The organism is Acidovorax sp. HMWF029, assembly GCF_003060895.1.
Classification (GTDB): Bacteria; Pseudomonadota; Gammaproteobacteria; order Burkholderiales; family Burkholderiaceae_C; genus Acidovorax.
The window spans coordinates 15,084-27,752 of sequence record NZ_QAIH01000166.1 but is presented as its reverse complement, the minus strand read 5'-3'; the positions used below and the strand labels follow the sequence as shown (position 1 = coordinate 27,752).

Genomic DNA, 12,669 nt, shown 5'->3' with positions numbered 1-12,669 from the left:
GCCCCACGTGTGGCCGCAACACCCGCCAACAACCCGTCCGCCGGCGTGGCGAAGCCGCCCTCCGCCACAGCTTGTGCACCGGCACCGCGCTCCACCGTGGCGCCACCTGTCGACATGCCCACGCCCGGGCGCTCATTGCTGACGGCCTGGGCAAGTACTGCCGCCGTCCCTTGGACCACCGACAAGCGCGGCGCAGCATCACCGGCAGTGGTGGCCACCGTGGACAGCTCTGCACCACCCGATACCCCTCCCCGCTGGGCCTGGGCGTTCTGCAGGCGCGAGAAGCTGCGGCCGAACCCGGCCACCGTGCTCTGGACGGCGCCGTCTTTGATGTCCTTGAAATCGGCGGATGTGTCGAGTTTTGCGGTTTCCGCCACCAGCCCCTGGCGCCCCCCCCCATTGGCCATCAGGCCATTGAGCGCCATCTCGCCCAGCACCCCTGTGGCCCCGGAGTCCGGACGCAGGGCTCCATCGGCCTGCCGCACCAGTCCGCCGACAGAGGCATCGCCCTGGGCCGAGGCAAACAATCCCTGCCAGGCTGCGAATGCTGCCGCATCCGCCTCGCCCTTCACGGCATCCACCGCAAGGTCTGCAGGGCCAGCTTCAACCCCTGACAGGTCCTGCGAGCCGGTGTCAATCGACCCCTGATCCAGCGCTGCCAGCAATGCAAGAAACCCCCCTGTAGCTGCCGTGTCATTGGCATCCACCCCTTGCTGCGCAGGCGCTTTGGCCCGTGGGGCGTGGGCTGCATGGGTGCCGCCCTGCGAGGAGGAAATTTTTCCCTGTTCCATGGTCAATACTCCTGGCCGTGGGGCCCTTGGCTCGCGCTGCGGTACTGCAGCGCGGCCCGTTCATCGGTCTGTTTCTGGTCTCTGCGCATTTGCTGCCGTTCCAGGTCGTTGCGCCGCCTGTCAACCACCTTGCGCAGGCTGGTGAGACGCAATTCGGCCTCCAGCAACGCTCGCTGCGCCCCCTCCACACGCCCCGACTGGTCGCTCACCACACCCGTCTGAATGCTGGCAGCATGCCCAAGGCGGTTCATGAACTGATAGTGGTGGTACATCACCTCGGGCTGCATCGCGGTGTCGGCCTTCATCCCCCAGCGGGACTCAGTTTCGCGCGCGTAGTCCTCCAACTGGTCGAGTTGCGCACGCGCCGCCTGCTGTGCAGCCAGAGCGTCTTGCAGCACGTGGCGCGCGGCATCCCGCTTGCGCAAGGCCACATCCACGGCAACGGTGAGGGAGTTCAGGTTGGACATGGTGGACAACTGTTGGGTATCAACGGTCCAGCACCGAGGCCATAGTGGTCACGCTCTGATCCATGGAGGCAGCCTCGAACATGTCTTGCTGCAAAAACCCCGCCATCTGCGGTTGCAGACGGATCGCCTCGTCCAGCGCGGGGTCCGAGCCGCTCATGTACGCCCCTACCTGCACGAGGTCACGACTCTTCTGGTAGCGCGAGTACACGGCGCGGAAGTTCCGCGCCAGATCAAAATGCCCGCGTGACACCACGTTGTGCATCACCCGCGAAGCCGACTGCTCGATATCGATGGCAGGGAAATGCCCCGTCTCGGCCAGTGCCCGCGACAACACGATGTGCCCGTCCAGGATGGCACGCGCCGCGTCGGCAATGGGGTCCTGCTGGTCATCCCCCTCGGAAAGCACGGTATAGAACGCGGTGATGGACCCCACGCCGTGCAGACCATTGCCGCTGCGCTCCACCAAGGCGGGCAGCTTGGCAAAACACGACGGTGGATAGCCCTTGGTGGCGGGCGGCTCGCCAATGGCCAGGGCGATCTCGCGCTGGGCCATGGCATAGCGGGTGAGCGAATCCATGAGCAGCAGCACATGCTGCCCCTTGTCGCGAAAATGCTCGGCAACGGCCGTAGCGTAAGCGGCGCCCTGCATGCGCAGCAGAGGCGGCGCATCGGCGGGCGCCGCCACCACCACGGAGCGCGCGCGCCCCTCTTCGCCCAGGATGTCTTCCACGAACTCTTTGACCTCACGGCCCCGCTCGCCGATGAGGCCAACCACGATCACGTCTGCCTGGGTGTAGCGAGCCATCATGCCCAGCAACACGCTTTTTCCCACACCCGATCCCGCAAACAAACCCAAGCGCTGGCCGCGCCCCACGGTCAACAGGGCGTTGATGGCGCGCACACCCGTGTCCAAAGGCTCGCGCACCGGGTCGCGGTCCATCGCATTGATCTGCCGACGACCCATGGGCTCGGCCACTACGTCCTGCACCGGGCCACCATGGTCCAGCGGCAGGCCCTGGGCATCCACCACACGCCCGAGCAGCCCGTCTCCCATGGGCAGGCGCAGCACTCCTGCCCGCTGCACCGGCCGTGGGGGCTCACCCAGGCGGGGAACAGGGATGTAGGGTGCGGCAGGGAACACCCGGGCACCGCTCGAAAGGCCATGAATGTCGCCCGCGGGCATCAAAAACGCACGGTCGGCAGAGAAGCCGACCACCTCGGCCAGCACAGGTTCATGGCCCGGCATCTGCACCATGCACTGCGAGCCCACCGGCACCCGGATACCCACGGCCTCCAACACCAGACCCGTCAGCCGTGTGAGCGTGCCCCGGGTTTCCAGCGGCACCCCTTCGGCCACGCGCTCGCGCGCGTCGTTCATGAACCGGGACCAGGCAGAGGGCGTCTCAACGCTCATCGCCCTCTCCTTCGCTCCAGGGAGACTGCAGGCCCAAGGCAGCAATAGCGCGCTGCCAGCGTTTGTCCAGGCTACCGTCCACCACCGTTCCGGCGGACTCCACCAAACAACCACCAGCAGGCACGGCGGCGTCCGCCATCCACTGCACGCCGGGGCCATCCAGCTCCTCTCGCAGGGGCTGCGCCACCGCCTCCATGTCGATCGGATTCAGGCGCACGGTGGCGGGGCGCCCCTCGGTCACCAGCATACCCACGGCCTCGCGCACCACGGGCTGCAAGGCATTGGGGTTGACCGACAGCTCCTGGCGCACCACTTGGCGGGCAATGTCACACGCCAGCTCCAGCAACTGCTGAGCCATCTGCTGCTGCATGTCGATCAAACTCGCGTCCAGCGTCTGCAGCACACCCTGCAAGCGCTGCGCGGATTCTTGACCTTGCTGGGCGATGTAGTCGTCCATACGGCGCTGCCACTCCAAGGCGGTCTGCGCCTGCCCCTGGGCAAAGCCCTCGGCGTAAGCGTCGTCGCAGGCCTGTTGCTGCAGCAGCGCCTGCTGCGCATGCAGCTCTGCTTCATCGATCTCGACAGGGATCTCCGCCACCGGTTTTGGCATGGACTCGTCGAGGTCCGAGCCATCCACCGCGCTGAACTTCCACTGCTTGAAATCACCCACTTCCTCACTGGGGATGAAGCGTGAGTACGACCGCTGGTTAGACGAAGGCATCATCACCACCGCCTCCAATCACGATCTGCCCCTCATCGGACAGACGCCGGATCGTCTTGAGAATTTCCTTCTGCTGCGCTTCCACTTCGGACAGCCGCATCGGGCCACGGGATTCGAGATCCTCGCGCAGCGCCTCGGCTGCACGCGAAGACATATTGGACAAGAACTTCTCGCGCAGCTCGGGCACGGCGCCCTTGAGCGCCACGATAAGGGTCTCGGACGCCACCTCCTTGAGTACCGACTGGATGGCCGCATTGTCGAGTTTGAGAACGTCCTCGAACACGAACATCTTGTCCATGATCTTCTGGGCCAGGTCCGGATCGTATCCCCGGATGGATTCGAGCACCACGGCGTCCATATTGCCGCCCAGCAGGTTGATGATTTCTGCTGCGGCCTTGACGCCCCCAAGCGAACTCTTGCGGATCTTGTCGCCCCCCGCCAGCACTTTGAAGAGCACCTCGTTAAGGTCCTTGAGGGCCGTGGGCTGAATGCCTTCGAGCGTGGCCACGCGCAGCAGGATCTCGCTGCGCTGACGGTCCGTGAGGTGCATCAGGATGCCCGAGGCCTGGTCGCTGTCCAGATGCACAAGGATCGCCGCCACGATCTGGGGGTGCTCGTTGCGCAGTAGTTCGGCCACCGACAGAGGGTCCATCCACTTGAGGCTTTCGATGCCAGAGACATCGCCACCCTGCAAAATGCGGTCGATCAACAGCCCTGCCTTGTCATCGCCGAGAGCGCGCTTGAGCACGGCACGCACGTAGTTGCCCGTGTCAGACACCAGCAGGCTTTGTGCAGCTGCCGCGTTCGAGAACTTGTTGATGACCTCATCCACCTTCTCGCGCGACACAGAACGCATGCGCGCGATGGTTTCACCCAGCTTCTGAACCTCCTTGGGCGAGAAATGCTTGAATACTTCGGCCGCTTCCTCCTCGCCGAGGGACATCAGCATGATGGCTGCATCGTGAAGGCCTTGGTCGTCCATGATGGAATCCGTGCAATCGGTGATCGGTGGCTAGGCGGGGTCGCCGCCATTCAGCCAGGTCTTGAGAATGTTCGCCACGGCAACCGGGTTCTCCTTGGCGAGCACGCGGGCATCTTCCAGGCGCAGTTGCTCGGGCGTCGCGGGCACCGCTTCGTCTTTCTTGGACGGTGCTGGCAGCGCCGGGCGCTCGGGCGTTTCGGCCTCCAGGGCATCAAGCTGGCCACCGGCGACCGGAGCGGCGCTGGTGGCCTTGGCCGGAGCGGGCGCCTTGAGAGCTGGCCGCACCAGGCCCAGCAACACCAGCGCAGCAAACAGCACCGCTCCCACTGGCCACGCAAAGGTCTTGGCCAGATCTATGACTTCGGGCTGCTTCCACAACGGTACATCGGTCGATGGCGCTACCGTCACCTGGAACGGGGTGTTCATGAGGTTGACCGAATCACCCCGGTCCTTGTTGAAACCGATGGTCTCGCGCACCAGGGCCGTCATCTGCTCGATCTGCTCGGGCGTGAGTGCCTTGGTGATGGGCTTGCCCTTTTCTTCGCCAGACTGGTAGTTGACCACCACGGCCGCACTCAGGCGCTTGACGGCGCCAGTGCTGCCCCGCGTTACGCGCACGGTCTTGTCCACTTCATAGTTCGTAGTGGACTCGCGCTTGTTCGTCTGCTCCTCGGTGCCCTGTTGGCCACCGGCATTGGGCGCGGGGTTGGCGCCATTGATGGGTGCTGCCGAAGGCGCGGGCGGCTGGTTGGCCACGGCGCCAGGCACGCCTGTTGCGGTCTTGCTGGAACTGCCACGGCTTTCCAGCACCTGCTGGCTACGGATCGCGCTGGAGTCGGGCGTCTGGTTGGGCCGGAACTGCTCGGAAGTGGATTCCGTCTGCGTGAAATCCACTTCGGCCGTGACCTGGGCCTTGACGTTGTCACGGCCGACCACGGGCTCCAGGATGTCCATGATGCGGCGGGTGTACTGCTGCTCAAGCTGCTGCACATACAGCAGCTGCTGGGCGTTCACCTCGGCACCGGCTGCGTTGTCGGCCGTTTGCGACAGCAGCTTGCCCGTGTCGTCCAGCACGCTCACAGCGGAAGGGGCCAGCTCGGGCACGCTGGACGCCACCAGGTGAACGATACCGGCCAGCTGGGCGCGGTCCAGGATGCGGCCGGGGTGCAGGCTCACCAGGACCGAGGCCGACGGCTTTTGCTGCTCGCGGAAGAACCCGTTCTGGTTCGGAAGCGCCAAGTGCACCCGCGCACCCTGCACCGACGACAGCGCTTGAATGGAGCGGGTCAGCTCGCCTTCCAGGCCCCGCTGGAAATTCAAACGCTCCTGGAACTGCGTCATCCCGAACTTGCTGGACTCCATCAATTCAAAACCAGCCACCGAGCCCTTGGGCAGGCCCTGGGTGGCAAGGCGCAGGCGCACGTCGTGCACGCGGTCTGCCGGGATCAGGATGGCGCCGCCGCCTTCGGCATGTTTGTAGGGCACGTTCATCTGCGACAGCTGGGCCACGATAGCGCCACCGTCCTTGTCGTTCAGATTGGCGAACAGCACCCGGTAGTCTGGCTGGCGCCCCATGACAATGGCCGCCACGGCAGCGGCCACCAGCAGCGCCACGCCCACGCCCAGCCGCATGCGCTGCGCCCGGTCGAGGGCAGACAGCCGCTGCAACCAGTTGGGGCTGGCTGGCGGCGGGAGCGGATTGAGAGGGACTTCAGCAACAGCAGACATCTTGCTTTTCCAGTAAAGCAGGTCCGGCAAGAGACCTGGCGTGGAGTCGATTATTCGGGCACGCCTCCACCATGTTCGCTGGATAAGCCGCCCGTTTGACCATCATTTCAGGGTGATGGGCGCCAGAGCGGTGGCTAGGATACGCAGCATACCGCCATTCCCTACGGATACAGCCATGGACCTTCGCATCTCAAGCTCTACCGCCCCCTTGTCGGGCGCAGGCGTGGCGCGCCGTGCTGCCGCGCCCCAGGAGACCGGTAATGAAGTGGGTTTTTCCGGCGCCCTCAAGGGTGCGCTGCAGTCGGTGAGTGCGGCGCAGAACCGCTCGTCCGGACTGCAAAGAGAAGTTCAGCTAGAGAACCCCTCGGTGAGCCTGGAAGAAACCATGGTGGCCATACAGAAGGCCCAGATCGGTTTTCAGGCCACGCTGCACGTGCGCAACCGCATGGTGCAGGCCTACACCGACATCATGAACATGCAGGTCTGACAGGGGCACTCCCCTGAGCGGCTGCGCCGCTTCCCCTCGCTGCGGGGCGGCCCTTGCTCGGCATCTCTGGCATTGCCGGGCGCCCATACGCATCCACGGGGCCTGGAAAACGCTCCTCATTTGATAGCAATAAAGGCTTATTCGTAGAGCGGAGAAGCCCATTTCTTCCATAAAAAAGCCGACCTCTCAGGGTCGGCTTTGTCTTGGGGCTTGTCGCGCGCCTCAGTGCATCATCTGCGGCTGTCCTTCGAACAGGTGTTCGAACTGCGCCAGCCAGGGCTCGGCCAGGCAGCGAATCTGGGCATCGTTGCGCAGGATGCGCTGCATGATGCGGGTCTTCTCACGGCGATGCTCAGGCAGCAACTCGTGCTCCTGCGACTTGAAGCGCAGCTGCTCGATCAGCACGGCACATGCGCCTTCGTAGCGCACCACGCCGTCCCAGTCCTTGAGCCGGGCAGCCTCCAGCATCTTGGCGCTGCTGTCTTCAATCGCCTTGTAATAGTCAATCAGCATGTGGGACATGGTTCAGGCCTCTACCAGCACGGACTGACCAGTGGCGGCAGGCGCGTCAGCAGAAGCCGCTGCAGCACCGGATTTCTTGATGTCGTTCCAGCCCTGGGCCACGGGCTCGATCAGGCGCATGACTTCCTGCATCATGGCGTCGTCGTTGCGGGCATTGGCCAGGGTCAGGCGGCGCATGCAGTAGTCATACAGCGCGCCCAGGTTCTCGGCCAGTTCACCGCCGTCCACCTTGTCGAGCGACGTGCTCAAGCCTTCTTCGAGAATACGCACCGCCTTGGCGATGGCGTTGACCTTGCCCAGCACATCACCCCGCGACATGGCGCCACGCGCCGTTGCAATGGAATTCAAAACACCCTCATACAGCAAGCTGACCAGCTGGTGCTGGTCGATCGTGTGCATGCTGGTTTCTACATTGATGCGCTGGTATGCGTTGGCTGCACGGGGGCTGTAGGCGCTGAACATGCTGACAATCCTTCCGAGGTGTTACTTGAGTTATCGGCGAGCGCCAGAAAAACTGAAGCCTCTGTTTAGCCCTTCGATTTGTTCCAGGCCGTCACCTGCTGAGAGATATAGGCATTCAGGCCGTTCAGACTGCTCAACTGGGTGTCCAGCGCGTTATAGCGCCGTGTGATGCGTTTCTCAAAGGCGTCAACCTTTTCGTTTACGCGGGTTTGATCCTGGGAGTTGCGCTTGAGGCTCAGCTGCAGGGTGTCATCCTTGGATTTGAAAAAACCATCGGTGGCCAGCAATTTGGTGGTCAGCGCCTTCAACTGCACGGCAATGCCATCGGCCGATCCGCCTCCGGTGTTGCGGAACAGGTTCTTCACATCCTCGGGTTTTTCCGCCAAGGCCTTGTTCAGCTTGGAGGCATCCACCGCCAGATTGCCACCCAGCTGCTGGGTGATGCCGACATCTGCCAAGCGCTGGAAGGCCCCACCGCCGGTCGAAATCGACTGGATTGCATTGCGCAGCGAGTTCTGTAGCGTCACCGCAGTCGAATCCCCCTGCAGAAGACCCGCCGATTTGGTTTTGGCATCGTATTTGGTCGCCTCCTGCAGCAACTCGTTGACGGCGTTGTAGGCCTTCACGAACCCATCGATGTTGGACTTGATGGCCGAGTCATCCTTGCCCACGGTGATTTCAATCGGTGCCGTGGTGATTTGCTCCGCCTTGAAGGTCACGCCCGAGATCGTGGAAGAAAACGTGTTGGTGGCAGAAGACACCGCAATCCCATTGACCGTGGCCCTGGCATTGGCAGCCGCCTGCGTGACCGTGGCGCCGTTGACCAGGCGCGACAGGCCCGTGGCATCGGTATTGCCTGCACTCAGGGGATCGGTGTCGCCGCCCTCCATCACACCCAGCCGAAAGCCGAACTGCTCGCCCGTGCTCTTGCTGCGCAGCAACAAACGCTCTCCGGACGCATCCGACAGAATTGATGCGGTCACCCCTGCATTGGAGCCGTTGATCTTGCTGGCCACATCCGAGAGCTTGTCGGTCGCGCTGATCGTGATATCCACCGGCTGACCGCTGCCAGGCGTGAATGACGAGGGGGACACACTCCACTTGCCCAGTTCGAGCCGCAGCGTTCCTGCGCCCAGTGCGCCTCCCACAGGCAACAGAGCCGCCGACGCCGTGGCTTGCGCCTTGGCTAGGCCTTGCACCTCCACGCTGAAGGTAGTGGGCAGGGTTCCACCCACGGCAGTGGCAGACACAAACTTGGAATCAGAGGAGGTGGTGGTCACGCCGTTCCAGCCGGTCACGCTGGTGAGCTTGCTCGCTGCATCCTGCAGTGTGGAGACCAGCGACTTGATCTGCCCGAAGGCAGATATCTTGGTTTTGACTGCGGCGGCCTGCACCGTGAGCTTGTTCAACGGCTCTTTTTCCAGTTCGACCAACTTGGAAATGATGTTTTTGACATCAAGCCCGTTTGTGCCGACACCTACGGATGAAATCGTGGCCATACCAACCTCCTGAACTGGTTCAACGGAAATTATGGCGCCGAACGGCGATCAAGAACGTCCGTAAACACGCCAGGAAACCCGTCTTATCCAGCGGTCCTGGCACCCGCTGCTCCAAAAAGCCAAAGGGCGGCGACAGAAATCTGCCGCCGCCTGGGCTATTTCAGGGCGCTGCAACGCCCTGACTGCCATGCCCTGCGCCTGTTAACGCAGCAGGGCCAACACACCTTGCGGCAGCTGGTTGGCCTGCGCCACCATCGCCGTACCAGCCTGTTGGAGGATCTGAGCGCGCGACAGGTTGGCGGTTTCTGCAGCGAAGTCGGCGTCCAGAATACGGCTGCGCGAGGCAGACAGGTTTTCGGATGTCACCTGCAAGTTGCTGATCGAGGTTTCAAAGCGCGATTGCAGAGCACCCAGCTTGGCGCGTTCGCCGTTGATGAAGGCCAGGGCCGAGTCCACCGTCTTGAGCGCGTTGGTAGCGTTGCTGAAGGTAGTCACATCCAGATTGGCCACCGCTTGCAGTGCAGAGCCGCCGTCATCCAGCTGCGTTGCGGTAGTGGAGTCCACAGCGAACGACTTCTCCGAATCCAGAACGATGTAGCCGCCCGTATTCACCATTTCTGCAGCAGTGTTGGCCGTCAGCGTCCGGGCCGTACCATTGCTCGCGCCCGCCGCATCGTAGCCGGTGACGGTCACATCGGCAGCATTGGCCGTGGCGGTGTCACCCACCACGATGTCGTTCCCGGTAGCGTTGGTCAGAATCACTTGCGTACCGTCCGAGCTCAGCGAGGCATTGATGCCCGTCTTGGCCGCTTGGTCATTGATAGCAGACACTGCTGCCGACAGGCGGTCGGTACCGGTGGCAGATGTCAATGTGAACGACACGGTCACAGCAGCGCCAGACCCGACATTGTCGCCCTGCAAAGTCAGCGAGTAGGAACCTGCCGATGCCATGCCGCCCAAACGCACTTCGGTGCGGGCAGTCGCCGTCACACCCGTGGTGGCCTTCATACCATTGATCTGGTCGGCCGTTGCCTTGGCCGTAGCGTTCGAGCCCGCTGCAATGCTGTTGGTGCCCAGGTAGCCGCTGATGGCAATGGTGCCGGCCGCTACGCCATTGGAGGTCGCGCCCGCTGCCACAGTGGCCTGCGCACCAACGCCCGAGCCGTTCGATGCCACGTTCTGGTTGTTGCCGTATACGCCGGTGCGCAGGTTGGCTGTTGCCGCCACGATGGTCTGGTTGGCGTTGGCGCCTACTTGGAACTGCTGCGTACCAAAGGTACCGTCCAGCAATTTCTGGCCGTTGAATTCCGTGGTTTGAGAGATACGGTCCAGCTCGGAAACCAGCTGACCCACTTCCTGTTGCAGGGCTTGGCGGTCGCCTGCGCTGTTGGAGGCGTTGGCCGATTGCACGGCCAGTTCACGCACACGCTGCAGGATGTCGCCGGACGCCTTGAGCGCGCCTTCAGCGGTTTGAGCCAGGGAAATACCGTCGTTGGCGTTACGAACCGCTTGGTTCAGACCCCGGATCTGGCTGGAAAAGCGCTCGGAGATGGCCAGGCCCGCAGCGTCGTCCTTGGCGCTGTTGATGCGCAGGCCCGACGACAGGCGTTGGATGGACGTGTTCAGCGATGTCTGGCTCATGCCCAGGTTGCGCTGGGCGGTCAGCGAAGCCACGTTGGTATTGATGGTGGAAGCCATTGCAAATCTCCTGAAAGAACTGACTGAATATGGCGTTGCCGCCAGCCGGGGCGCCAGCACCATGCTGGCCTCCTGGGTTCCCAGAGCTGCAGGCCATCTGGTGAACGGCGGGCCACTCACGGTCCGTTGAGAGTGTTTTCGGGTGGCCGCCGGAAAACTTGAGGGTCAAACGCACAAGTTGTGGGACTTTTTGACCGCTTATCGGGCTAACACAAAAAAGTGGCATCCCCACAATTCACCCATCGTTCCCTCATTGACAGCCGGACGGGTGCGCTTGAACCGGCAAACAGATCCGTCTTGCGACGTTAAGGAGTTTCGCCATGGCAGCAACCATCAATACCAACATCAGCTCGCTGACAGCGCAGCGCAATCTGGGCACCAGCCAGATGTCGCTCAACTCAGCCATCCAGCGCCTGTCGTCGGGCCTGCGCATCAACAGCGCCAAAGACGACGCCGCCGGCCTGGCGATTTCCGAGCGCTTCACCAGCCAGATCCGGGGCTTGAACCAGGCTGTTCGCAATGCGAACGACGGCATCTCACTGGCCCAGGTGGCGGAAGGCGCCATGGGGTCGGCCGGCAACATCCTGCAGCGTGTGCGTGAACTGGCCGTGCAATCGGCCAACGCCTCCAACAGCGCAGGCGACCGCCAAGCCCTGCAACAGGAAGTCGGCCAATTGGTGGCAGAACTTGACCGAATTTCGCAAACGACCGAATTCAACGGCCAAAAATTGCTGGACGGTACCTTTGGTACGCAGCAGTTCCAGGTGGGCGCCAATGCCAACCAGACCATCGTGGCGGCAACAGCCAACCTGCGCACCACGGTGTATGGCAACAACCAGAACGTGGCATCGAACGGCTCGGGCGTTGGTGCGCAGGCCACTGTGGCAGCGGGCGCGACCTCCAATGGCGTAGCGGCCGGCACCATTGCCATCAGCGGCTACCTGGGCACCAACAGCATTGCAGCGGGCTCGAACGCTACGGCCAAGGCAACAGCCGACCAGATCAATGGTATGAAGGCCACCACGGGTGTGACGGCGACGGCCCGCACCGAAGTGCGGTTGAGCGGTATGTCTGCCGCCGGTTCCTATTCGTTGACTTTGCAGGGCGACAATGCCGGGTCTGGCGCCGCTGTGGCCGTGTCGTTCACGTTGACCTCCGCCACGGGCACCGACCGCCTGTCGGCAGCGGTGTCTGCCATCAACGACCAGGCTGCCAAGACGGGCATCAATGCTTCGCTGAGCCCAGACAGTACACAAATCATCCTGACCAATGCCACCGGCAATGACATCGTCATCGGTGACACCGCCATCCAAAACGCCGCCGATGTGACGATCACCGGCTACGATGCTGCGGGAGCCTCCAACGGTACGGCACGGACGCTCGGTACCAACACGGTTGCGGAAATGGTGAATACAGGCGGCTACATCGTCCTGGACTCGGAAAAGTCGTTCGCGGTGGACTCTACCAATGCAACCCAGCTGGATGACGGCGGCTCTGCACTGCAAGCGGTGGCCAATCTGGATGTGACCACCTTCAGCAACGCTACCAACGCGCTCAAGACGGTGGATTCGGCCCTGGCCTTCATCAACGGCGAACGCGCCAAACTCGGTGCTCTGCAATCGCGCTTTGAGACCAGCATTGCCAGCCTGCAGATCACGTCCGAAAACCTGTCCGCATCGCGCTCGCGCATCCAGGACGCCGACTTTGCGGCTGAAACCGCCAACCTCTCGCGCGCCCAGATCCTGCAGCAAGCCGGCACGGCCATGGTGGCCCAGGCTAACCAGATCCCGCAGGGCGTGCTGTCGCTGCTCAAGTGATAGACCCGGCCCGCATGCTGCGCAGTGGACCAGCAACGCAACACAAGGGGCCCCATCAGGCCCCTTTTTCACATGGCACAC

Annotated in this window: 12 protein-coding genes; 2 read left to right on the top strand and 10 right to left on the bottom strand. The window is 63.0% G+C overall.

All coding sequences use genetic code 11. From position 1 onward, the window contains the following. The 6 genes from DBR12_RS11695 to fliF form a co-directional block, all read right to left on the bottom strand. Window positions 1-791 (bottom strand): hypothetical protein (locus DBR12_RS11695; RefSeq protein ID WP_146185521.1); only part of this gene is annotated, 791 nt, incomplete at its 3' end. Between the two features lie 2 nt (window positions 792-793). Next, window positions 794-1,258 (bottom strand): flagellar export protein FliJ, encoded by a 465-nt coding sequence (fliJ, locus tag DBR12_RS11690; protein WP_108617401.1) that lies wholly within the window; start codon window positions 1,256-1,258, stop codon window positions 794-796. Window positions 1,259-1,277: 19 nt separating this feature from the next. Next, the gene (fliI, locus tag DBR12_RS11685; RefSeq protein ID WP_108617400.1) at window positions 1,278-2,672 is read right to left on the bottom strand and encodes a flagellar protein export ATPase FliI; all 1,395 of its coding nucleotides are present in this window, start codon (window positions 2,670-2,672) and stop codon (window positions 1,278-1,280) included. Then, window positions 2,662-3,396, bottom strand: coding sequence for a flagellar assembly protein FliH (locus DBR12_RS11680; RefSeq protein ID WP_108617399.1), 735 nt, complete (start codon window positions 3,394-3,396; stop codon window positions 2,662-2,664). The genes fliI and DBR12_RS11680 overlap by 11 nt, the downstream gene beginning before the upstream one ends. After that, complete coding sequence (gene fliG / locus DBR12_RS11675; RefSeq protein ID WP_094290251.1) at window positions 3,380-4,375, bottom strand: flagellar motor switch protein FliG; 996 nt, start codon at window positions 4,373-4,375, stop codon at window positions 3,380-3,382. Before fliG ends, DBR12_RS11680 begins: the two co-directional genes overlap by 17 nt. Window positions 4,376-4,405: 30 nt before the next feature. Next, window positions 4,406-6,103, bottom strand: coding sequence for a flagellar basal-body MS-ring/collar protein FliF (fliF, locus tag DBR12_RS11670; RefSeq protein WP_108617398.1), 1,698 nt, complete (start codon window positions 6,101-6,103; stop codon window positions 4,406-4,408). 175 nt (window positions 6,104-6,278) lie between these two features. Between fliF and fliE the strand changes: the two genes are divergently transcribed. Beyond that, window positions 6,279-6,590 carry a flagellar hook-basal body complex protein FliE gene (gene fliE, locus DBR12_RS11665; RefSeq protein WP_108617397.1) on the top strand — a complete coding sequence of 104 codons (312 nt, stop codon included), beginning with the start codon at window positions 6,279-6,281 and terminating at the stop codon, window positions 6,588-6,590. A gap of 222 nt (window positions 6,591-6,812) precedes the next feature. Here the strand turns inward: fliE and DBR12_RS11660 are convergent, their stop codons facing one another. The 4 genes from DBR12_RS11660 to DBR12_RS11645 form a co-directional block, all read right to left on the bottom strand. Continuing rightward, the gene (locus tag DBR12_RS11660; protein ID WP_063461658.1) at window positions 6,813-7,112 is read right to left on the bottom strand and encodes a flagellar protein FliT; all 300 of its coding nucleotides are present in this window, start codon (window positions 7,110-7,112) and stop codon (window positions 6,813-6,815) included. Window positions 7,113-7,115: 3 nt separating this feature from the next. Further along, window positions 7,116-7,574, bottom strand: a complete 459-nt coding sequence (gene fliS, locus DBR12_RS11655) for a flagellar export chaperone FliS (RefSeq protein ID WP_108617396.1) — start codon at window positions 7,572-7,574, stop codon at window positions 7,116-7,118. A 65-nt stretch (window positions 7,575-7,639) separates the two neighbouring features. Further along, a complete protein-coding gene (gene fliD, locus DBR12_RS11650; protein ID WP_108617395.1) occupies window positions 7,640-9,073 on the bottom strand; it encodes a flagellar filament capping protein FliD in 1,434 nt (477 codons plus the stop codon). 201 nt (window positions 9,074-9,274) lie between these two features. After that, entirely contained in the window at window positions 9,275-10,771 is a 1,497-nt protein-coding gene (locus tag DBR12_RS11645; RefSeq protein ID WP_108617394.1) for a flagellin, read from the bottom strand. 320 nt (window positions 10,772-11,091) lie between these two features. Here DBR12_RS11645 and DBR12_RS11640 point away from each other — a divergent pair, with 320 nt between their 5' ends. Next, a complete protein-coding gene (locus DBR12_RS11640) occupies window positions 11,092-12,588 on the top strand; it encodes a flagellin (protein ID WP_108617393.1) in 1,497 nt (498 codons plus the stop codon). Window positions 12,589-12,669 lie beyond the last annotated feature (81 nt).

Coding starts and splice junctions, on each gene's coding strand:
- fliJ (WP_108617401.1), bottom strand. CDS start 1,258: ATGTCCAACCTGAACTCCCTCACCGTTGCCGTGGATGTGGCCTTGCGC.
- fliI (WP_108617400.1), bottom strand. CDS start 2,672: ATGAGCGTTGAGACGCCCTCTGCCTGGTCCCGGTTCATGAACGACGCG.
- DBR12_RS11680 (WP_108617399.1), bottom strand. CDS start 3,396: ATGATGCCTTCGTCTAACCAGCGGTCGTACTCACGCTTCATCCCCAGT.
- fliG (WP_094290251.1), bottom strand. CDS start 4,375: ATGGACGACCAAGGCCTTCACGATGCAGCCATCATGCTGATGTCCCTC.
- fliF (WP_108617398.1), bottom strand. CDS start 6,103: ATGTCTGCTGTTGCTGAAGTCCCTCTCAATCCGCTCCCGCCGCCAGCC.
- fliE (WP_108617397.1), top strand. CDS start 6,279: ATGGACCTTCGCATCTCAAGCTCTACCGCCCCCTTGTCGGGCGCAGGC.
- DBR12_RS11660 (WP_063461658.1), bottom strand. CDS start 7,112: ATGTCCCACATGCTGATTGACTATTACAAGGCGATTGAAGACAGCAGC.
- fliS (WP_108617396.1), bottom strand. CDS start 7,574: ATGTTCAGCGCCTACAGCCCCCGTGCAGCCAACGCATACCAGCGCATC.
- fliD (WP_108617395.1), bottom strand. CDS start 9,073: ATGGCCACGATTTCATCCGTAGGTGTCGGCACAAACGGGCTTGATGTC.
- DBR12_RS11645 (WP_108617394.1), bottom strand. CDS start 10,771: ATGGCTTCCACCATCAATACCAACGTGGCTTCGCTGACCGCCCAGCGC.
- DBR12_RS11640 (WP_108617393.1), top strand. CDS start 11,092: ATGGCAGCAACCATCAATACCAACATCAGCTCGCTGACAGCGCAGCGC.